Here is a 20899-nt window from a genome sequence, read left to right on the forward strand (position 1 = left end):
TCTTCACGCAATCAGAGCAATTTTTTCGAGTGCTTCGGCTAATTCCTGTGCATTCAATTGTTCAAAATTCAGTGCAAAAAATGCATCAAAACGACGTTGAATATGTTGCACGGTTGAATTAAATCCCTGTAATTTTTCTGCTTCTGGCAAATCTAAATGCGAAGGATCATCTAGACCCCAATGCACTTTTAAAGCTTTACCCAAATAGAGTGGGCAAGACTCCTTAGCAGCTTCGCTGCATACAGTGACCACAATGTCAGGGGAAAATGCTTCACATGACTGCATATTTTTACTAAATAAACTCTCAGTCGGTATATTCAAACTTTGTAAGGTTTTCAAGGTCAGTGGATGCACCTGTCCTGATGGATGACTGCCTGCACTACATGCCTCGAAACCTGTCGGCGCTTGTGCATTAAATAAAGCTTCCGAAAGAATGCTTCGACAACTATTCCCTGTACATAAAAATAAAATTTTCATCTTAATTCAATCACCTATTCACAACATTTTAGATTTTCAGAACAATTATTTTCAGCCAAATCAAAACGCTGATCCTGTTCTGCGAGTTTAAATAAAATCTCTTTACACCATGGAGCCAACTCATCATGAAGCTGATAGTAAACCCATTGCCCTTGGCGACGATCTTGCAAAATCTGCGAAGTTCGCAATAGCCCCAAATGCCGTGAAATTTTTGGCTGACTGAGTTCTAAACTTTCAGTCAAATCACAGACACATCGTTCACCCTGCTTCACGATCATTAGCAAAATATCGAGCCGCGTTTGATCAGCGAGACATTTAAAAAAATCAACTTGATTCATAAGCATATATGGATATATGTATTTCCACATATACTAAACTTAAAATGAGCCATTTAACAGTATTTTGTGATTAATCATGTGTAATTCCGAGCTTTTTACTAGGTTGAATCTATTTTTTTTATCACTAAAATAATACCCATAAAGTTTTTATGCCTTTTGCGACATGACTATTTCACACGTTACCGAACTTCTCTCTCCTGCTGGCTCACTAAAAAATATGCGTTATGCCTTTGCTTATGGTGCAGATGCAGTTTATGCGGGTCAACCACGCTATAGTCTGCGTGTTCGTAACAATGAATTTGATCATGACAATTTAAAAATTGGGATCGCAGAAGCACATGCCTTAGGTAAAAAGTTTTATGTTGTGGTCAATATTCAGCCACATAATTCTAAGTTAAAAAACTTTATCCGAGATTTAGAACCTGTAGTTGCGATGCAACCTGATGCCTTAATTATGTCTGATCCTGGTTTGATTATGATGGTGCGTGAACATTTTCCAGAAATGTCGATTCACCTATCTGTTCAAGCCAATGCAGTCAATTGGGCAACGGTCAAATTTTGGAAAAATATGGGTTTAACACGTGTGATTTTATCACGTGAATTATCCCTCGAAGAGATCGAAGAGATTAAGCAAAATGTACCTGATATGGAAATCGAGGTTTTCGTACATGGTGCGCTTTGCATGGCTTATTCTGGTCGTTGCTTACTTTCAGGCTATATGAATAAACGTGATGCCAATCAAGGCGCTTGCACCAATGCTTGTCGCTGGGATTATAAAGTTCACGAAGCAGCAGAAGATGTGCTTGGGGATGTCATTCCAGTTCAACAACTGGAGGCAACATCGACATGCTGCACCCATAAAGATGCCGATGAGCAACACGCCCACCACTACAACAAAAATCAGCAAAATCAATTTGGCGAGCCAGTTTTATTACAACGTAATCAAGAAGATATGTTTGCCGCAGAAGAAGATGAACATGGCACATATTTCATGAACTCTAAAGATTTACGTGCTGTTCAGCATGTCGATCGTCTGACAAAAATGGGGATTCATTCTTTAAAAATTGAAGGTCGTACCAAGTCCTATTTTTATTGTGCTAGAACAGCACAAATTTATCGTAAAGCCATTGATGATGCGCGAGCAGGAAAAAACTTTGACCCTGCGCTGATGACACAACTCGAAGGTCTAGCAAATCGTGGCTATACCGAAGGTTTTTTACGCCGTCATGTGCATACTGAATATCAAAACTATGAAACTGGTTCTTCTCGTTTTGATCACCAACAGTTTGTGGGTGAAGTGCTAGAACGCCACGGAAATTATTTGAAAGTTGAAGTAAAAAATCGTTTTATTGTGGGTGATTCATTAGAGTTAATGACTACATCGGGCAATATTACTTTTGAGCTTACTGAAATGCGAGATAAAAAAGGCAATCCTATTTTTGATGCAAAAGGTTCGGGATATATCGTTGATATTCCTACTCCTGCTGATGTTGATATGCGCTTTGCTTTACTCATTCGTAACTTACCTGAGTCTAGTGCAGATATTTCAGCGTCTTCTTTGGCTTATCAAGCGAGTTAATCATGGCACTATTTATCACGAATGAATGTACCAATTGTGACATGTGTGTTCCAGAGTGTCCCAATCAAGCTATTTTTGAAGGTGAAAAAGTTTATGAAATCGATGTAGAACGTTGCACAGAATGCGTTGGGTTTTACGAGCATCAAACATGCGTTGAGGTTTGTCCAATCGAATGCATCGTACCGCATCCAGAGCATCGAGAATCTAAAGAAAAATTACTGGAAAAGTTTCATGCTTTAAACTTATTTGATCGTTCCTAAATAAATTTAAGGATAACGATAAATAATAAAAGAAGTTGAGAGGATCAGCTTTAAGATTAAAAACAATAAATCTTATTAGGGGAAAAGAAAGCCAAAGTGTAATTGGGGGATTTGGGGAACACTTTGGCTTTCAATTTAAGACATTTATCTCAATAGTGTATATCGTAGCGTAGGTTTTCTCTAATTTTTCTCGGCATCCTCTTTACCTACGATGCCATATATAAATAATGTGTAATAGCAACTTTTATCAATAAAATAATAATTTGCTCTACCAAATTTGCACGAATCGCATGATTCTCTTCACTCTGAAATAAAAGAACCTGACTAGCTCATATTGAAAATACAGTGAATTTCATTTATATGTTTTTAATTTTTTATTGACAAACTGAACTGAGTCGCATTCATACACTTTAGAACATCATCCAAAAACTTTTATATCCATTTTTAAGCTAAGCTTTCCATCATATTTTATATACCAAGTCTAAACAGAAAAACTTCTACATTTATAACACAATTCAACAAAAGTTTTTGTTTTACTTGTTTTTTTAGACAATTGATTCACTTCTCAAGCTTTTTCCTAAGGAATACAAAACTTTAGCACGACTATGTATAAATTAAATTTATTGGTATGATTCATAAAAACTTAGTCTTGGTCGTATTTAGTTACGCTTTTTATTATTGAATCAATAAAAAGCCAAGCAAACCAATCTCAAATTGAAAAATTTTTGTATGTCATATCAATCATATAGAGAAGACACAAATTTGTTTTAAGCTGTATTGGGTAATTGAGCGTATTTATTTAAAAGTGTAGTCGTTAACCTACATAATATTATATTCAGGATTTAAACATGAACAAATTGTTTGGTGTTTTACTCAGTGCATCAGTACTTTCTCTTGCAGCTTGTGGTAAACAAGAAGCACCTAAAACTGAAACGACATCTGGTGATGCAAAAGAACAGACTGTTGTTATGGCATCAACGGGTTCAGATGCAGACATCTGGCGCTATATCGCAACTTTACCAGAAACCAAACAAGCAGGGATTAAGCTCGAAGTTAAAAACTTTACTGACTATGTGTCGATGAACACTGCTGTTGCGAATAAAGAAATTGACATTAATGCATTCCAATCTTATGCATATCTAGTTGCATTTAACGATTCAAACAAAGATAAAATCGCACCTATTTCAACTACATATTTGGAGCCAATGGGCATTTACTCAAGCAAAGTGAAAAAAGTTGAAGAGTTTGCACAAGGCGCAACAATTGCGATTCCAAATGATGGTGCAAATGAGTCACGGGCATTATTGTTGTTACAATCGGCAGGTTTAGTGAAATTAAAAGCGGATTTTGATAATGTCAAAGGCACACCTGCTGACATCATTGAAAATAGCAAAAAAATCGTGATTAAACCGATTCAAATGGCAACTGCTGTACGTGCAAAAGATGAAGTAGATGCCATTGTTTTAGGAAACACTTTGGCAATGGAAGGTGGTTTGAATGTATTAAAAGATTCAATTTACTATGAACCAATCGACCAAAGCACTAAAATGAACGTGAATGTTCTTGCAGTTGCTGAATCACGTAAAGATGATCCAGTCTTGAAAAAAGTCGGTGAACTTTACCATGTTGCTGCGGTAGGTAAATATGTGCAAGAGCATTTTGGTGGCACTAAAGTAGATGTAAACAAACCTGTTAGCTATTTGACAGAAAACAAATAACATCTATTCGGATGTCCATGAAACAGGCAAAATGATTTTGCCTGTTTTTTCATTTTTGTATAGTTTTTGACAACATGATCGAATTTAAAAATATCTCAAAGCATTATGATCTCAAAGGTCAAACCGTGCGCGCCTTGGATGACATTAATTTACAGATTCCAAATGGCAGTATTTTTGGCATTATTGGTTATAGTGGTGCAGGAAAAAGTACCCTTATCCGCATGATCAATCTCTTGGAACGTCCAACCCAAGGGCAAGTGATCATTAATGACCAAGATTTCACTGCATTAGATGCACGCACATTACGTCAAGAACGTGCAAATATTGGTATGATTTTTCAGCATTTTAATTTACTTGAAACGAAAAGCGTTGCTGCAAATATTGAAATGCCAATGAAGCTATTAGGTTATTCTAAGGCTGAACGTGAAAAACGTTTAAATGAATTGCTTGAGTTTATTGACCTCAAACATAAAAAGGATGCTTTTCCTGATGAATTGTCAGGGGGACAAAAACAACGTGTAGGCATCGCACGTGCCTTAGCCAATCATCCCAAAATTTTACTTTGTGATGAAGCGACTTCTGCACTTGATCCACAAACCACCAAATCCGTACTTGCTTTATTGAAAAAAATCAATAAAGAACAAGGTATTACTATTGTGATGGTGACGCATGAAATGGATGTAATTGAGTCGATCTGTGACTATGTTGCTGTGATGGAGTTTGGTAAAGTCATTGAAACAGGTTCAACGCTAGATATTTTCAGCCGTCCTAAGCAAGCCACGACACGTAATTTCATTCAAACTGTTTTACAGCAGCAATTGCCTGTGAATATCTTGAATAATCTCGAAAATAAAAATCATAACAGTATTTATAACCTACAATTTTTAGGTACTTCTGCACAAGAAACAGTGATTCAAAAATTGATTCAGCAGTTTGATATTCGTTTAAATATTGTATTTGCCAATATGACCGAAATTAATGGTGCGGTGATTGGACAAATGTTCGTGCAGTTGCTTGGTGATCCGATTGTGATCCAACAAGCAGTACAATTTCTTGCTTTACAAGGTGTTAAAGTATCGCAGTCAGGAGTTGCAGAATGAGAGATTTGATCGTTCATTGGCTCACTGAGGTCACTGCACCATATTGGCAAAGTTCATTGTCCATCGACCAATTTGTCACTGCCATGCAAGAAACCATGCATATGGTATTTTTTGCGATGTTATTTGGCGGTATTTGGGGCTTTATTCAGGCTATTATTTTATTGGTGACGCGTCCAAATGGAATTTTGCAAAATAAAGTGATTTATCACGTGCTAAATCCAATTGTAAATGCCTTACGTTCCCTGCCTTTTATCATTTTGTTGATTGCGGTTATTCCCCTCACTAAGCTGATTGTAGGAACATCTATCGGCACTTGGGCTGCTATCGTACCATTGACGATTTACGTAGGTCCTTATATTGGGCGTTTGGTTGAAACTTCACTTTTAGAGGTGAATGAAGGTATTATTGAGTCAGCTCAGGCGATGGGTGCATCACCGTGGCAAATTATTTTTAAATTCATCATTCCTGAAGCACGTAGCTCATTGATTTTAAATTTAACCACTGCCACGATTAGCTTAATTGGTGCTACAGCGATGGCTGGTGCAGTTGGTGCAGGTGGTATTGGTGACTTAGCGATTTCTTATGGTTATCAACGCTTTGATACCAGCGTAGTGATTCTAACCGTGATCGTCTTATTGATCTTAGTACAACTGGTACAAAGCTTAGGGGATTGGTTATCTAAGTTAAGATCGTCTTGATTATCTACAATAAAAAGATTAAAACCAGTGCTGTGTTTACTGGTTTTTATTCAAATTTTGAATACTGATATTCACTAGCCCTGAATTATTTTGACCATAAAAAAACCTGCATCGATTGGGTTAGATGCAGGTATAAACTTTAAAATCACATAGTATTATAATATCATTAACATAATGAGTTTAAAACACATGGTGAGAAATAATTGCAAAATAAATCAAATTAGTTTGGATTACTTTGCATTATCCATCAATTTTAGGAAAGTGAGATATGTTATTAAAGGCAAAAAACAATAAACTTAACTCTCTTCCACAACACCCAACTCAATATTTTTTAAAATCGCACAATCAGCTTGTTCATTTCCAAAGCAATGATTGGCTGAATGTTGCAATAAATTTACCATTGCTTGTAATTGTGCAATTTTATCATTCAAGACTTGAATGTGCTGTAAGGTCAGTTGTTTGACTTCGGCACTTTGCCGTTCGGTGTTTTTCCACAAAGACAACAACTCTTTCATCTGCTCAGAAGAAAAACCCAAATCACGAGCATGTCGAATAAAATTTAGAGTTTTTAAATCTTGATCTGAATAAACCCGATAGCCTGAACTCGCACGTTTTGCCGCATCTAATAAGCCAATTTTCTCATAATAACGAATCATTTTACTAGAAATGCCAGACTGCTTAGACACTTGACCGATATTCATCTTCAGCTCCTGATAAATTCCCAAGGTTTAAATCAAACGACTTAAACCCTGAAAATACGACTTTTTATGCATCAAATTTGAGTGCATGAAAATATTTTAAACGTAAAGCATTACCCAAAACAAATACTGAAGACAACGCCATCGCCCCTGCTGCAAAGATCGGTGACAGCAAAATACCAAAGCTTGGATATAAAATCCCTGCCGCAATCGGAATCAACGCAATATTGTAAATAAATGCCCAAAATAGATTTTGGTGAATATTGCGAATTGTGGCTTTACTCAGCGCAATAGCATTCGGTATGCCTTGCATACTCCCTGACATCAAGACCACTTCAGCAGCTTCCATCGCAACATCAGTTCCTGTACCAATCGCAATACCAACATCTGCTTGTGCCAAGGCAGGCGCATCATTGATGCCATCCCCAACAAATGCCACACGACCATATTTTTGCTGTAATTGTTTGACCACATCGACTTTGCCATCAGGTAAAACTTCAGCTTCGACTTGGTCAATTTTTAACTTTTTGGCAATGGCTTGTGCAGTATGGCGATTATCACCTGTGATCATTGCCACTTTTAAACCAAGTTGGTGTAAAGCCTCAATCGCAGCATAAGTGGACTCTTTAATGGGATCAGCAACAGCAACAATAGCTGCAAGCTTTTGCCCAATCGCCACATAAATCGGGGTTTTTCCTTCATTTCCTAATCGTGCGGCTTCGGCTTCAAATGCACTGACATTTACACCAATCTCGTACATATATCGGTCAGCTCCGATTTGTACCGCTTGCCCTTCAACTTCAGCTTGAATCCCTGAACCCGTCACGGAGTCAAAAGCAGTCACAGGCAAGAAACTGATATTTTCTTGTTGCGCTGCTTCTACAATCGCCAATGCAATCGGATGTTCAGATTTGGCTTCAACCGATGCAACAATCTGCAAAACGTGCTCACGTTGAAAACCGTCTAAGACCTGAAAATCAGTTAATGTCGGTTTTCCTTCAGTTAATGTGCCTGTTTTATCAACGGCAACCACTTGTACATCTTGCAAAAGTTGTAATGCTTCACCTTTACGAAACAAGATGCCCATTTCTGCACCACGACCTGTACCGACCATGATAGAGGTTGGTGTGGCTAAGCCCATTGCACACGGACAAGCGATAATCAATACCGCAACAGCATTTACCAAACCAAAAGTCAACGCAGGATCTGGACCAAAAAACAACCAAACCAAGAAAGTGAGAAGTGCTAAGCCCATTACCACAGGAACAAACCACATGGTGACTTTATCCACCACAGCCTGAATCGGTAATTTTGAACCTTGTGCTTGCTCAACCATGCGAATAATTTGTGCCAAAACAGATGATTCACCTATTGCAGTCGCACGAATATTCAAAGTGCCATTTTGGTTGATTGTGCCACCGACAACTGATTGACCTATCACTTTTTCAACAGGAATCGGCTCGCCTGTAATCATAGATTCATCAATATAACTATGTCCTTCGACCACTTCACCATCCACAGGCACACGTTCACCTGGACGAATTTCAACAATGCTATCACTGGTTACATTGGAAATTGGGACTTCCAAAATCTGTCCATTTTGATGAATACGTGCCGTTTTAGGCTGCATACCGATAAGATGTTGTATCGCCTCAGAAGTACGTCCTTTGGCTTTGGCTTCGAAATAACGTCCTAACAAAATTAAACTAACAATCACGGCAGCCGCTTCATAATAGACATTGACTGTACCTTTGGGTAACACATGCGGTAAAAAGGTTGCCACTAATGAAAAGCTATAGGCTGCAAACGTTCCAACCGCCACCAACGAGTTCATATCAGGTGCAAAGCGTAGTAGTGCAGGAATACCTTTTTGATAAAATCTGCGCCCTGGGAAGATCAACACTAAGGTTGTCAGTACAAATTGAATTAACCAGCTTTGTTGTTGTCCAATATTGTGCATGACCCACATATGAAATGCGGGAATCATGTGCGAACCCATTTCCAATATAAAAACAGGCAAAGCCAAAACCAGAGAAATGATTAAATCTCGTTTTAACTCTTGTAATTCATTGGCTTTTTTATCTTGTTGTTCCGTTTTATTGTCTGAAACAATTTTGGCATCGTAGCCTGCTTTTTTTACAGCTTGAATCAAGCTTTCACTGCTCACACTCGCATCTGCTTGAATCCATGCTTGTTCAGTGGCTAAGTTCACGTTGGCTTGTTGTACACCTTCGACTTTTTTAAGTGCTTTTTCCACACGTGCTACACAAGATGCACAGGTCATCCCTTCAATTGCCAGCTCAATAGCAGGAGCTACTACCACATCATAACCAGCCCGCTCTACAGCTTTAATTAACTGAAGACGATCCAAAGGCTGAGCTGAGCTGATAACTGCTTTTTCAGTCGCAAGATTGACATTTGCATGATCCACGCCTTCAACTTTTTTAAGCGCTTTCTCAACACGTCCTACACATGAGGCACAGGTCATTCCCTCAATGATCAAAGTTTCTTGGTATGTTACTGCATTTTTTTGTTGTGAGCTCATATTGACCTCCCATTTAAGATTCTGTCTTAAGCATACAGATTGACATCATGGTAAGGTCAAGTGATTTTTTAAGATAAATTTAAATTCTCAATCATGCATCATTTATCACTATAAATAATGCACTTACATACTATCCTCGTTTAATTTAAATATTCTGTAAGCTATTTTCAACAAAGTGCAGATGATCCACGCCCCAAAACATTTCATCTTTAACAAACCAGGTCGGTGCACCAAAAACACCACGACTAACGGCTTCTTCTGTTAAAAATTTCAACTCATTTTTAACTTTTTCATCACTCAGCCAAGCTTCCACTTGGTCTTTATCCAAGCCAACACTTTCAGCAACTTGAAGCAATTCAGTTAACGCATTTAAATCTTTAGGATCATGAAACATCGCATCAAAAACACCTGTGAGAACTTTTAAAAACTGTTCAGGCTGAAAAAGTTGAGTAGCGGTAATTAAACGCATTGCATTTAAAGTATTGATCGGGAAGTTAGGGTTCATTTTTACAGGAATATTCCACAATTTTGCCCAACGTTTCAAATCGGTCATAGAGTATTGAGCTTTTGCAGGGACAGCCATCGGACTATTATTTCCAGTCGCTTTAAAAACAGCACCTAACAAAATCGGTTTCCATATAATTTCTGCTTGATATTTTTCAGCAATTTTTTGAATTTGATGAAATCCCACATAACTATATGGACTACCAACATCAAAATAAAACTCAATAATATTCATGTCCGATTCCTTTTTTGTTTAACTTACTTTTTGTTGGTTGCAAACTTATTTAAATTAATGGCTTAAATCATAAGCAATATTAATCACCATTTCTCCATCCAAGGGCGCAAATCCAATTCATGCGTCCAAGCATCTCTTGGTTGCTGTGCCACATGCCAATAATTTTCAGCAATATGGTCAGGGTTTAAAATACCATCTTGCTCTTTTTCTGCATAAAGTTCTGGAAAATTAGTTTGAATAAATTCTGTATCAATTGCACCATCTACAACGATATGTGCTACATGAATATTTTGTGGTGCTAACTCACGTGCCATGCTTTGTGCCAATGCACGCAAAGCATGCTTTGCTCCTGCAAATGCAGCAAAATAGGCAGAACCACGCATTCCTGCTGTTGCGCCTGTAAAAATAATCGTTCCTTGTTGGCGAGTAACCATACGTTTTGCAACTTCCCTACCCACTAAGAATGCCGCAAAACACGCCATTTCCCAAATCTTAAAATATTTACGTGCAGTTTCATCTAAAATACTACAGGGTACATTTGCACCAATATTAAAAATGAGCACATCAATTGCACCGATATTATTTTCGATATGTTCAATCAACTCAATGACGTGTTGTTCTTTACGTGCATCAGAAGAAAAACCATAAGCTTCACCTCCTTGTTGTTGAATTTCTTCAATTAAAGGCTGTAATTTATCGGCATTACGGCGTGTCATACAAGTGATATATCCGCCTTGAGCAAAGCGTTTGGCAATTGCTCCACCTGTTGCCTCCCCCGCACCAATGACCAATGCGACTTTCTTTTGTGTCTGAGTTTTATGCACTATTTCACCCATTTATTCTTCCTTTTTCGCATTTCATACGATAACGATCGTTACTATAACGATCACTATGTTATAGTTTTTAAACAGCGTCAAGAAAAATATAGGAGATTTCGTATGCGCTATAAAGCAGATTATAAACAACAAAAAAGACAAGAATTGCTCGCAATCTCTGGACAGGTTGCAAAGAAACATGGCTTTCAAACCACAGGTGTAGACAGCTTTATGAAGGCTGCTGGTGTGACCAGTGGTGCTTTTTATTCGCATTTTTCTTCTAAAAATGAACTCTTTAAAGCATTGCTAGAAAATGAATTACAACGTAGTGTACACTTATGGCAAAAAAATCCACATGATGAACTTGCAGCGTGGGTTGATTTTGAGCTTGAGCGTTATTTATCGGAACAACACTTAAATCATCCTGATCAAGGTTGTATTTTACCTACTCTTGCCACTGAAGTTGCCCGTGCTGACAATGAAATCAAACTTGCTTATCAACAAGAACTCATACGAGGCTATCAGCTTTTTGAACAACATTTAGGTGATGCACAGTTGGCTTGGGGTTTTATGACGCAATTAGTAGGGGCAATTTTATTAGCAAGAAGCATGTTGGATGATAACATCCGAAGATCTATTTTAGAATCAAGTAAATACTTTATTCATACCGCACTAAAACAACATCAACCTCAAAATGAGTTTTAAACTCAAAGTCCAACCACATGAAATATATTTCTAAATATCGATTAAATTGGTGTGTTTTTTGTGTTTTATCTATCCATTTCCCTGTAATAGCTTTTATTTTTTCCTACACTTTTGCTACAGTATTTTTAAATTTCTCTATGATAACAACGCATGACAAATAGCAACTTTCCGAAAACCATTTATGCAATTCAACATTTAGCATTTGAAGACTTAGGCAGCCTTGAAGATATTTTTTATCAACTCGGTTATCGTGTACGTTATTTTGAAGCAGGCGTTGATGATCTAAAAAAAGCCTTTGCACATGAGGGTTTACTGATCATTTTAGGTGGTCCTATTGGCGTTTATGAAACCGAGGATTATCCTTTTTTAAAAGATGAAATTGCGTATTTAAAACAACGGCTTCAACAAAAACGTCCAACAGTTGGAATTTGTTTAGGTGCCCAATTGATGGCGCATGCTTTGGGTGCAAAAGTTTATGCAGGACCTCAAAAAGAAATCGGCTGGTCTAAATTAGACATAAAGAGTTTAGCTGACAACCCGCTGCTTGCTTTAGAAAATACTGAAGTTTTACATTGGCATGGCGATACCTTTGATTTACCAGAAAATGCTGAATTGCTCGCGAGTTCTGAGCTTTATCCTAACCAAGCTTTCCGTATTGGGTCACAGCTTTTAGCTTTACAGTTTCATCTTGAAGTTGCAGCCGAGAGTTTAGAAAAATGGTTAATTGGACATACGTGTGAGTTACGCAACGCTGGATTCAATATTTCTGCTTTACGTGCGGATAATCAAAAATTTGCAGTATCCTTAGAACCGAAAGCACAGGACATTTTTCAGCAATATTTGCAACAATTACAGCAAGATTCAAAGTTACAGTAAAATAAGTACGATTGCGCTTTGAGTCAAAGTTGTCAATTAAACTTCACTTCATAGCCATGTTATAATTGTAACTAACTGATAGTATTTATAGAAAATCAAAATAATAGTGTAATATTTTTTAAAAGTTAATACGACACTATTATTTTAAAACTCTCATTTTATATAGATCAATAGTCGTTATAGATTATTTCACCACACTGATTTTTCCATAAACATCTCTCAGCATCTCAGCAAGTTCTACACATAATTGTACTTCTAAGCCTATTGCTTGATATTTTTCAAAGTTTTTTAAACAACGAAATAACTGATCTGAAATTAATTTTCGTTGTTCTAAAGTGCGTCCTGTCATGATGGCTAAACGTACATGAATATAGGCTTGGTTATTATCACCAAAACCTATCAAAAAATCTTGATTGGCACGAATACGTGTTTTGATATTAAAAGAATGATCAATCAAACCTGTATCAAACAATGCATGATTCAAATCTAACATGAGCGCTTGATGGTCCAGATTTTTAATATTATCTGAATATTCAACAATCATTTGCGGCACAAAAAATTCCTTTTAAAAATCTTATTTGATCAAATTAAAACAATTTAATGTAATATTCAATATCTTTTGCAACTTTATAAACTATTCAATAAACAATAAAGCCAAACGCACTTGATCATAGCCCATTTTCGGATTACTCAACTCAACAATCGGGCGTAGTTTAATAGCACCATCTTCACTAAAATGATTAGGGTCTTGACGTTTTTGTAATTTCTTATAAATTTTACGCACTTGCTCTAATACATCTTCACCAGGACTTGCCACAGAAATATCCAAGCCTTGCTCACGATGCAATTTTGACAAATGATTAATAATCGTTGCAGGTGTCAAACCACGTTCATGAGCAATATCTTGAATCTCATAGCCATTTTCAAACAACTCACGGGTTTCATCCAAAGTCGCTGTGGCATAATTGGTTTTTCCTGCACTTTTTGCTAACTTTTTCTCATTACGTTGAATTTCAGATGCATTCAGTGTTCCGCCACAATGACGAATAAAAGCATTATGTTGAACAGTTAAATCTTCTTCAGCAAAGTGTTGCTCTGCCTCAGTTGAAAGTTCTTGGAAACGGCGATCTGCCTTAATCGCTAAACTATCCAACTCTAAAGCTTGTTCATTAAAACCAAGTAAACGTAAGCCTTCGATAGATTTTAAACGGGACAACGCTACATAGCCTTGCCCTTTTTCAAAAGTATGCGATAAATTAATTTCAGCTGCTTCTAAGGTCATGCCTTGAGATTTATGTATGGTAATCGCCCATGCCAAACGTAAAGGCACTTGTTGTAAACTGGCAATGGTTTTGCCTGCGTCATTATCTACTGACCATGTTTCAGGCTCTACCAATAGCGTCGTACCATCGGTAAGTTTTACTTTTGGCAATACTCCGAGTTCATCATCTTCCTCAAAACCGACCACCTCTCCTAAACTGCCATTAATATAGCCCATATCAAAATTATTTTTAACAAACATCACTTTAGCATGTTTTTTTAAAGTCAATTCATCAGGCGCACGGACGGAAGACTTTAAAGTTTCGATCAGTTTCTCATTGCCATCTGTGACTGCAATAAACTGATGTTCTTTACCTGAAATTTCATTTAAATGTTTATAATTAATATTATCTACATCCATATTATGAGTATATAAACGCGTATAAGTGTCACCAATGTCTTGATTTCGGGTATTGCGTAAGGCTTGTAGGTGTTGTGGTTGAATATTTTGTGCTCGAATGGCATTGAGAACATCATTTAACGCAGAATCATCTTGACGATGTTGCTCAGTCAAATAACACACACGAAATTTTGCTTCAACCCAAGCATTCGACATAAAACAAAACTTATCACGGTTTTTTTCATCATTTTTTCCAACAGGCGGTAACTGAAAAAAATCACCTGCTGCAATGACTTGAATACCACCAAAAGCGTCATCTGATTCTTTAAAATATTTTAAAACTTGATTGACCAAATTCAGTTGTTTGGCATGCAACATGGAAATTTCATCAATAATCAAAACTTGGGCATTTTCCAAATGCTCTTTTAAATATTTTCGCTCTTTCATGCGTTTCAGATCGTCATCTGAAAGTATATCTTTGATGCCGATGCCAGCCCATGTATGAATGGTCATCCCGTTCATATGCGTTGCAGCAATCCCAGTCGATGCAGTAATGGCGACAGGAACTTTACGAACTTTCAAGTAATTTATATATTGGTTTAAGGTATATGTTTTCCCTGCACCTGCGGAACCTGTCAAAAAGACATTTTCACCTGTTTTCATGAGCTTCAGTGCAGTTTCTTGTTTCATAACAACCTAGACCTTATCAGACCGCTATAGCCTAACGATTTTTACCCCAAAAGTTAAGTTTTTATGCCAAAATCCGTTCATCTGCACGTCGTTTTCGCAGCATCAAATTAAATTCAGTAATAAAAGCATAAACTTTAGTTAAACAAGCTTCATCCGCAGCACGATTACTAGGATATTTCAGTTGATCAAAATGCAATTGATCTTCTTTATAAATACAGCCCAAAGTCAAACATTGTGCTGGCTGTTTTTCTGGATAAATATGAAATGCCACATATTCTTGTGCCAACATGCGTTCAGTATATGAATGTGCCAAGCAATGTTTATAATCGACTGATTCTTGAATGACACGTTCTAATTCATGTAGTTCCTCAAAGCACCAACCCTCAAAATGCATAATCGCTTCAGGTGAAATCCGTTGCCAATGTTCTATGTCAACTCTATTTTTTAGATAGTCTAATGTATTATCAAATTCAAGTTGTTGATGCCATGCATATGCCTGATGGAATAAACCTTGCCAAGTTAGATTTTTATTTAAAACACGGTGTTGTGAAAAATGATCAATTAAATAATCAGCCACATACGAATCAAAAATACTGATTGAACGAATTTGATTGTTGAATTGGTGTCGAAAATATTGACGAAACTCAGAAACCTCCAGTTTTGACTGTTTTAAAGCCTTAAAAAAATCATGCTGTTGATGGGTTTTAGGATCAATAAAATCCCATAACTCTGTAGGTAAGGTCTGTACAATTTGTTGTAAGAACAACATATACGCTTGCATCACTCGACTAAGTTTTGCATAACAGTGCTTAACTCTTTTTGTGTTGTTTTGAGATAAAAGATCAACCAATTCTAGCCATTCTTCGATGTATAACATGGAAGCACTGATGGCAACTTTTTGATCTAAATGCTCACGATTTTCATTTAAACGATATTTTTGATTTTCAGGATTTAAGAACCATTGTTGTTGTTCGGAGAGATTCTGGCAATCAAATAAAAATAAACGTGCGGCAATATTTTGAAAATATTTTAATGTCAATAAAATCACTTGCGGATGTACATGACTACAATCAACAAAGCTCAATGCAGTGACTGCAACACGTACATTTGGATTTTGAATCACTTGGCTTAACCATAAATTCAATTCAAGCTTTTGCTTAAAAATCCAATTTACCGCTTTGGCTTGATAAAACACGGGTAAACGTGCCAGTTGTGAGTCATCCCAATATGGGCTTTTTACATCTAAAAAATGTTTTTTATCCAATAAATCCTGATATTGCCAATAACCACGATGCATCAGTTTCGCATACGCAATTACATTGGGCTTTTCGATCGCATGTTGACGTAATAGCTGAAAATCTTGCTGATGATCAATCAGGTTCATCAAACTAAACTGTTCAGGATAGAAGCATTGCAGCAAACGATAGATTGCTTCAGGTAAAAATTGCTGTGCAGAAAAACACAAGTCTTCATAAATTGGAATCAACTCATTCACAGCAATAAACTGTTCACCTTTGACTGAATTGACTAAGCATAAATGTTTGATATTTAACTCTACATCTAAAGGAATTTGTGTACCATATTCAGCAAATACAGTTAAATGCGGTTGATCATAGTACTGTTGTTGTATCAATAGCTGATCAATCAAAGCCGCATCTTGTATGGAAATATTATAAATAAATTGTTCTATACGATTCTCAGCATCGACCCATTGAAACACTTGCTCCATCAAAATTTGACGTAGCACTTGCACATTGGTTTTCACTGTTGTTGGATGTTGTGATAAACGATTGCCTGTAAAAAAGATCATTTCTTGTAAAATAAATTTTGAAATTTTATCTATGGGTAAATCTATATTTTTTACTTGAAACTGCAATATTTCACTTTGATGATTAAAATCAAGAACCAACAAGCCATTGGCAATAGAAAACTGTTTATTGCCCACATCGATTTGCAACATATTTTGCGCATGAATATGTTCTAAATATGCCCATTGTTCTTGAAAAACATGCAGCAGTGTCGGTGCAATTTTCAATAATTGTTGTGCTGTCCACTGATGTGGATGTATGTGCTGTTGAGCATCAAATGGCAACATGTAGATCGGTATCTCAGTTCAAATATTCCCCAATAACGCATCATTATAAGCCTTCTCTCTGCGAGATTTGTTTTATTTTAAGCTTTATTTTTTCTGCATTTTTCATATTTTTAAATTTATACTTTCAATAACCGATTCATTTTATTTATTTTTATTTGGTAGGTGTTTAGTAGGTATAAAAATAAAATCACTCAGGCAATACTCATTCTCAAGGTGAGCATCACCTGTTGGATGATGAATAACAAATATGGTAGAAGGAATCGCACCATGGCTTTTAAAAATATTGCAGACCAAACAAACGGTTTTTATATCCCTTGTGTTTCACTCTTTGGACCAGGTTGTGCTAAAGAAGTCGGCACCAAAGCTCAAAATTTAGGTGCTAAAAAAGCATTGATTGTCACAGATGCTGGTTTATTTAAATTTGGCGTTGCTGACATTATTGTAGGTTATTTAAAAGATGCTGGCGTAGATAGTCACGTTTTTGCAGGTGCTGAACCAAACCCAACGGATATCAATGTCCATAATGGGGTAAAAGAATATAATGACAATGGTTGTGACTTTATTGTTTCTTTAGGTGGTGGTTCTTCACATGACTGCGCCAAAGGAATTGGTTTAGTCACTGCAGGTGGTGGTCATATTCGTGATTATGAAGGGATTGATCAAAGTAAAGTAGCAATGACACCGCTTGTTGCGATTAACACGACCGCTGGCACAGCATCTGAAATGACACGTTTCTGTATCATTACCAATACTGAAACACATGTCAAAATGGCAATTGTGGACTGGCGTTGCACACCACTCGTAGCTATTGATGATCCTAAGCTGATGATTGCAAAACCTGCTGCATTAACCGCAGCGACAGGAATGGATGCTTTAACACATGCAGTAGAAGCCTATGTATCTACTGCTGCAAACCCAATCACAGATGCTTGTGCAGAAAAAGCCATCAGCATGATCAGTGAATGGTTACGCCCTGCGGTTGCCAATGGTGAAAATATCGAAGCTCGGGATGCAATGGCATATGCACAATATCTTGCAGGTATGGCATTTAACAATGCGTCACTTGGCTATGTGCATGCGATGGCGCACCAATTAGGCGGCTTCTATAATCTTCCTCATGGCGTATGTAATGCAATCTTATTACCGCATGTTTGTGAATTTAACTTGATTGCTTGCCCAGACCGTTATGCAAAAATTGCGCAGCTCATGGGTATAAGTATAGAAGGCTTGACAGTTACTGAAGCTGCATACGCTGCGATTGATGCCATTCGTGAATTATCTGTATCGATTGGTATTCCTTCAGGTTTAGCAGCGCTTGGGGTAAAAGCTGAAGACCATGCGGTCATGACTGCAAATGCACAGAAAGATGCCTGTATGCTGACGAATCCTCGTAAAGCTACAGATGCACAAGTTATTTCAATTTTCGAAGCGGCTATGTAAGTTAAAATTTCTCCCAACACTTTAATTTACTTTCTGTGACCTTTGGAATATCACTTCGGTGATATTCTTTTTTTATAAATAGATCTCTACTCATAGCGAGTTTAAAAATCCCCTATCATTCGCATTAAAAATTTTAATAAAAATTAAGCCCTTCATCATTGAGTAAAAACATTTTATGATCAAGGATAAACAACTCACTGGATTTGGGTATAAAAATGGCGATACAGCATCCTATAACTTACGCACCCGACCTATTAGGTGCAGGTTATGAACAACTTACTTTAAACTTACCAGACGATGATGAAGGCAAAGTGGTTGCCACACTTGTTCGAAAAAAAGCACAACATACCACCAACAAGGCTGTTCTGTATATTCATGGGTTTATCGACTATTTTTTTCAAACTGAAATGGCTGAACAATTTAATCAGCAGGGTTATGATTTTTATGCACTTGATTTAAGAAAATATGGTCGTTCATATCGTCCACACCAGAAATATTATTATGTCAAAAACCTCAATGAATATGATGCCGAGATTCATCAAGCCCTCGACATCATCGCATCTGAGCAACATGACAGCATCGTTTTGGCAGGACACTCTACAGGTGGACTGATTGCCACGCTTTTTGCAGCACATAACCTCGACCATCCAACGATCAAAGCCTTATGGTGCAATAGTCCATTTTATGACTTTAATATGAATATTTTAAAGAAAAAATTGGCACTGCCTCGTTTAAGTCAACTGGGAAAAAAATTCCCAAATATTAAATTTCCAAGTGACTTAAATAAAAATTATGTACCAAGTTTACACAAAGATTTGTCTGGGGAATGGGATTTTAATCTGACATGGAAACCAACCAAGTATCCAAAAGTGTATTTAAGTTTTGTGCATGCCATTTTTGAAGCACAAAGAGAAATACATGCGGGTGCAAAAGTCAGTGTTCCAACCTTGGTTATGCATTCTCATCAAACCAAAAATCCTAAAAGAATGAACCGAGCAGCCAAGACAAGTGACATCATTTTAGAGGTAAAAGACATTGAAAAGTATGCAAAAAAACTACAAGGTGATGTCAATATCATGACGATTAAAAATGGACTACATGATTTAGTGCTCTCAGCATCACCAGTTCGTATCCAAGTGTATGAAAGCTTATTTGGATGGTTAAAGCAAAAAATCTAATCGATCCACCTTTTAAGAAGCTGTGAAAAACAGCTTCTGGATTTTTCACCATTTTAAATCATCTAAAATGAACTGTTTAATGCTCTTCTCTATATTTTAATAATATCTGATGGGCAGGATGTCCACATGGGGTAAGCTCAATTAAACGCTCTACCGCATCAATCGCCTCTGGAAAATGCGCCAAATGTTTGAGTAGAACATCAGACTCATTGGCTTTAAAAATTGCTTCACTCAAACGAGATTCTAAACAATCACGCCACGCACATAAAAATGGGCTTTCTGTTTTTGCTAAAAATACACCTTTACATAATTTTAATGCAGACTCGGTATAGCCTGCATCTAATGCATTTTCAGCCTGTAAAAAATCTGCTTCTACATGTGCCAGTAAACGATAAGGACGAGAACCTAGCATTCCACCTAAAATCTCTCTTAACTGTGACATTTCCGCTTTTAAAGTCCCCATACTGACTTTACGCTCACCATATAAAGCCTGATGTAAGCTTTCTAAATTCAAACCTTGTGGACATAAAGCTAAAATTGTTAAAATCTCAATTTGACGAGGCGTAAGTACTACAATTTTGCCATTAAATAAAACTTGCGGAACAGCAAAAGCACGAATAAATAATTGTTGCTGCTGATAATTCAACAATGCTGACTGCAAAATAGATGCACAACGTTCAGCCGCCAACAAGCCTAAACTATTGTGATTACTCCATGTCGTTGATAGGTCAATCACACCTAAAACATTTTTGGAATAAGGGTCAATCACAGGTGCTGCATAACACACCCAATCATGAATAGAACTCATATAATGCTCATTGGAAAAAACACAACTTGATTGCTGTGTTTTTAATGATAGCGCCAAAGCGTTGGTACCCACTAAGTCTTCACGCCATTGCCCTCCCTCAACAAAGTGGACTTTTTCCGCAGCATTACGCATTTTCCCGCTAGCAGCCGACCACATAATCGTGCTACCTACATCTCCTACTGCAATCACCATTGCTGACTGTTCTGCAATATGTTTGAGCTCATCAGCACAGTGATCCAGTGCCACCGCTAAGGTCCCTTTATTTTTATTGTTTTTCTGAGTTTGTAATGGCGCTGCTTCACGGTCAATTGGGATATCTGCTTGTTGTGAACGTTGCCAAGAGCTTACAATACTTTGACCCAATTGATCGGCTTGATGTAAGGATAGACTGCTACTTTGTCTAAACTTTTCAATTTGTTGACGCTTTTGCATTAAGTTTTGCATATTCAACACCCTTTTACATCCATGTCATTTTTACGT

19 protein-coding genes are annotated in these 20899 nt (G+C 37.1%); 9 read left to right on the forward strand and 10 right to left on the reverse strand.

What is annotated here, in order from left to right:
• Positions 1-3: 3 nt before the first annotated feature.
• Positions 4-477 (reverse strand): arsenate reductase ArsC, encoded by a 474-nt coding sequence (locus tag DJ533_RS09985; RefSeq protein ID WP_065993894.1) that lies wholly within the window; start codon positions 475-477, stop codon positions 4-6.
• Between the two features lie 14 nt (positions 478-491).
• Positions 492-815 carry an ArsR/SmtB family transcription factor gene (locus DJ533_RS09990; protein ID WP_065993987.1) on the reverse strand — a complete coding sequence of 108 codons (324 nt, stop codon included), beginning with the start codon at positions 813-815 and terminating at the stop codon, positions 492-494.
• Positions 816-978: 163 nt separating this feature from the next.
• On the opposite strand from DJ533_RS09990, the gene trhP reads away from it, so the two are divergent.
• From trhP to DJ533_RS10015, 5 genes are all read left to right on the forward strand, one after another.
• Entirely contained in the window at positions 979-2394 is a 1416-nt protein-coding gene (gene trhP, locus DJ533_RS09995) for a prephenate-dependent tRNA uridine(34) hydroxylase TrhP (protein WP_065993893.1), read from the forward strand.
• Positions 2395-2396: 2 nt separating this feature from the next.
• Positions 2397-2654, forward strand: a complete 258-nt coding sequence (locus DJ533_RS10000) for a YfhL family 4Fe-4S dicluster ferredoxin (RefSeq protein ID WP_065993892.1) — start codon at positions 2397-2399, stop codon at positions 2652-2654.
• A gap of 848 nt (positions 2655-3502) precedes the next feature.
• Positions 3503-4372 carry a MetQ/NlpA family ABC transporter substrate-binding protein gene (locus DJ533_RS10005; protein ID WP_065993891.1) on the forward strand — a complete coding sequence of 290 codons (870 nt, stop codon included), beginning with the start codon at positions 3503-3505 and terminating at the stop codon, positions 4370-4372.
• A 74-nt stretch (positions 4373-4446) separates the two neighbouring features.
• Entirely contained in the window at positions 4447-5472 is a 1026-nt protein-coding gene (locus tag DJ533_RS10010) for a methionine ABC transporter ATP-binding protein (protein ID WP_065993890.1), read from the forward strand.
• Complete coding sequence (locus DJ533_RS10015) at positions 5469-6170, forward strand: methionine ABC transporter permease (RefSeq protein WP_065993889.1); 702 nt, start codon at positions 5469-5471, stop codon at positions 6168-6170. Before DJ533_RS10010 ends, DJ533_RS10015 begins: the two co-directional genes overlap by 4 nt.
• Before the next feature lie 296 nt (positions 6171-6466).
• Here DJ533_RS10015 and cueR read toward each other — a convergent pair whose 3' ends face one another.
• The 4 genes from cueR to DJ533_RS10035 form a co-directional block, all read right to left on the reverse strand.
• On the reverse strand, positions 6467-6871 hold the full coding sequence (gene cueR, locus DJ533_RS10020) for a Cu(I)-responsive transcriptional regulator (RefSeq protein ID WP_065993888.1): 405 nt from the start codon (positions 6869-6871) through the stop codon (positions 6467-6469).
• Between the two features lie 64 nt (positions 6872-6935).
• A complete protein-coding gene (locus tag DJ533_RS10025) occupies positions 6936-9413 on the reverse strand; it encodes a heavy metal translocating P-type ATPase (RefSeq protein WP_065993887.1) in 2478 nt (825 codons plus the stop codon).
• 145 nt (positions 9414-9558) lie between these two features.
• Positions 9559-10152, reverse strand: coding sequence for a 2-hydroxychromene-2-carboxylate isomerase (locus tag DJ533_RS10030; protein ID WP_065993886.1), 594 nt, complete (start codon positions 10150-10152; stop codon positions 9559-9561).
• An 83-nt stretch (positions 10153-10235) separates the two neighbouring features.
• Positions 10236-10988 carry an SDR family oxidoreductase gene (locus DJ533_RS10035; RefSeq protein WP_065993885.1) on the reverse strand — a complete coding sequence of 251 codons (753 nt, stop codon included), beginning with the start codon at positions 10986-10988 and terminating at the stop codon, positions 10236-10238.
• A 102-nt stretch (positions 10989-11090) separates the two neighbouring features.
• On the opposite strand from DJ533_RS10035, the gene DJ533_RS10040 reads away from it, so the two are divergent.
• Entirely contained in the window at positions 11091-11672 is a 582-nt protein-coding gene (locus tag DJ533_RS10040) for a TetR/AcrR family transcriptional regulator (RefSeq protein ID WP_065993884.1), read from the forward strand.
• A 150-nt stretch (positions 11673-11822) separates the two neighbouring features.
• Positions 11823-12548, forward strand: a complete 726-nt coding sequence (locus DJ533_RS10045; RefSeq protein ID WP_065993883.1) for a glutamine amidotransferase — start codon at positions 11823-11825, stop codon at positions 12546-12548.
• 184 nt (positions 12549-12732) lie between these two features.
• Here DJ533_RS10045 and DJ533_RS10050 read toward each other — a convergent pair whose 3' ends face one another.
• From DJ533_RS10050 to DJ533_RS10060, 3 genes are all read right to left on the reverse strand, one after another.
• Entirely contained in the window at positions 12733-13092 is a 360-nt protein-coding gene (locus DJ533_RS10050) for a 5-carboxymethyl-2-hydroxymuconate Delta-isomerase (protein ID WP_228716537.1), read from the reverse strand.
• Positions 13093-13182: 90 nt separating this feature from the next.
• The gene (locus DJ533_RS10055; protein ID WP_065993881.1) at positions 13183-14898 is read right to left on the reverse strand and encodes an AAA family ATPase; all 1716 of its coding nucleotides are present in this window, start codon (positions 14896-14898) and stop codon (positions 13183-13185) included.
• 61 nt (positions 14899-14959) lie between these two features.
• Positions 14960-16993, reverse strand: coding sequence for a hypothetical protein (locus tag DJ533_RS10060; RefSeq protein WP_065993880.1), 2034 nt, complete (start codon positions 16991-16993; stop codon positions 14960-14962).
• A gap of 267 nt (positions 16994-17260) precedes the next feature.
• On the opposite strand from DJ533_RS10060, the gene mdh reads away from it, so the two are divergent.
• Together mdh and DJ533_RS10070 are read left to right on the forward strand one after the other, a co-directional pair.
• Positions 17261-18433, forward strand: a complete 1173-nt coding sequence (gene mdh, locus DJ533_RS10065) for an iron-dependent methanol dehydrogenase (protein ID WP_065993879.1) — start codon at positions 17261-17263, stop codon at positions 18431-18433.
• A gap of 215 nt (positions 18434-18648) precedes the next feature.
• A complete protein-coding gene (locus tag DJ533_RS10070; protein WP_065993878.1) occupies positions 18649-19611 on the forward strand; it encodes an alpha/beta hydrolase in 963 nt (320 codons plus the stop codon).
• A 76-nt stretch (positions 19612-19687) separates the two neighbouring features.
• On the opposite strand, the gene DJ533_RS10075 is transcribed toward DJ533_RS10070, so the two are convergent.
• Complete coding sequence (locus DJ533_RS10075) at positions 19688-20863, reverse strand: helix-turn-helix domain-containing protein (RefSeq protein WP_407647738.1); 1176 nt, start codon at positions 20861-20863, stop codon at positions 19688-19690.
• Positions 20864-20899 lie beyond the last annotated feature (36 nt).

It is taken from the genome of Acinetobacter defluvii (assembly GCF_001704615.3).
In the GTDB taxonomy this organism is placed as follows: domain Bacteria; phylum Pseudomonadota; class Gammaproteobacteria; order Pseudomonadales; family Moraxellaceae; genus Acinetobacter; species Acinetobacter defluvii.